The sequence below is a fragment of the Shigella sp. FC1661 genome (assembly GCF_001712525.1).
In the GTDB taxonomy this organism is placed as follows: Bacteria; Pseudomonadota; Gammaproteobacteria; order Enterobacterales; family Enterobacteriaceae; genus Escherichia; species Escherichia coli.
In genome coordinates this window covers 1-1,260 of record NZ_MDGW01000346.1, presented here as the reverse complement: position 1 = coordinate 1,260, position 1,260 = coordinate 1, and the positions used below count along the sequence as shown (strand labels likewise).

The following is a 1,260-nucleotide window of genomic DNA, read 5'->3' as shown; positions in this document are numbered from 1 at the left end:
CGAACAGTGGGGCTACGTCGGTGCTAAATCACGTCAGCGCTGGCTGTTTTACGCGTATGACAGGATACGGAGGAGGGTTGTGGCGCACGTCTTCGGTGAACGCACTCTGGCCACACTGGAGCGTCTTCTGAGCCTGCTGTCGGCCTTTGAGGTCGTGGTATGGATGACGGATGGCTGGCCGCTGTATGAATCACGCCTGAAGGGAAAGCTGCACGTTATCAGCAAGCGTTACACTCAGCGCATTGAGCGACATAATCTGAATCTGAGACAACATCTGGCAAGGCTGGGACGGAAGTCACTGTCGTTCTCAAAATCGGTGGAGCTGCATGACAAGGTCATCGGGCATTATCTGAACATAAAACACTATCAGTAAGTTGGAGTCATTACCCATGATTGAATTAAATAGGTACTATTTTCATCATTATTTGTCACGGCAAGTTGCACTTGTTTTTGCCCTGCCGGATAAATTACGCGAGTCGCACCTAAGGCCACTCCCGCTTCAGCGCGTCCGGCAACCATCATTGCCATGAACATCAGGATACCTGCCAGCAAGCAGAATGTTATTTCCTGCGATTTCCTTACATTGGCGTTTTTATTACTCACTGTCCTGTTCCTGTTATCACATTATCTGCTGAACAATTACTGATAGGTTAAAGAGAACCAGGCCTGGGCATTGGCGATGCCGCCAGTAACCCAACGCCCGGTAGCACGATATTTGGCGATGAAATGTAGCGAAGTAGAGCCTGAGTAAAGCCGTTTCCAGTTTACTGGAGGACGATTAATCGGTACGAGGTTTCCTTCATCATCAAACAACGCTACGCCAATATTGGTGGCTATCCCTGGCCCCTCTCCCACGGAAAGCACATCCGGATTTTTACCATCCGCGACACCGTGAAACGCCACACCCACACGTTCACTCACCACCGTGCTACATTCCCGTAAATGAATAACAAAAGGCACCGGTGCGCTATCTTCCCCTACCGCATGAAACCGGTTACTGCTGATTTGCCCCATATTGACCGTCATTTGTTTATCACCGGCTTCAATCCGGCAAGTTTCCGCAATAATGACGCCCTGAAATTGCATATTTCCGCCGGGCAGCGTGGTATTCCATTTATTTCCGGCCAGAGCAAACATTGGCAGCAACGACGCTAGGTGATGCTGCCAACTTACTGATTTAGTGTATGATGGTGTTTTTGAGGTGCTCCAGTGGCTTCTGTTTCTATCAGCTGTCCCTCCTGTTCAGCTACTGACGGGGTG

Annotated in this window: 2 protein-coding genes and 2 pseudogenes; 2 read left to right on the top strand and 2 right to left on the bottom strand. The window is 49.8% G+C overall.

Annotation, left to right across the window (positions count from 1 at the left end; translation table 11 throughout):
* Positions 1–373, top strand: a pseudogene (locus BFF42_RS17695) (IS1-like element IS1X2 family transposase); the annotation flags it as partial.
* 11 nt (positions 374–384) lie between these two features.
* On the opposite strand, the pseudogene fimC reads toward BFF42_RS17695, so the two are convergent.
* Positions 385–603, bottom strand: a pseudogene (fimC, locus tag BFF42_RS17690) (type 1 fimbria chaperone FimC); the annotation flags it as partial.
* A gap of 36 nt (positions 604–639) precedes the next feature.
* A complete protein-coding gene (gene fimI / locus BFF42_RS17685; RefSeq protein ID WP_004988261.1) occupies positions 640–1,137 on the bottom strand; it encodes a type 1 fimbrial minor subunit FimI in 498 nt (165 codons plus the stop codon).
* Positions 1,138–1,209: 72 nt separating this feature from the next.
* On the opposite strand from fimI, the gene BFF42_RS28390 reads away from it, so the two are divergent.
* Positions 1,210–1,260, top strand: a 51-nt coding sequence (locus BFF42_RS28390; protein WP_165888145.1) for an IS1 family transposase, incomplete at its 3' end; no start/stop codon positions are given.

Coding starts and splice junctions, on each gene's coding strand:
- fimI (WP_004988261.1), bottom strand. CDS start 1,137: ATGTTTGCTCTGGCCGGAAATAAATGGAATACCACGCTGCCCGGCGGA.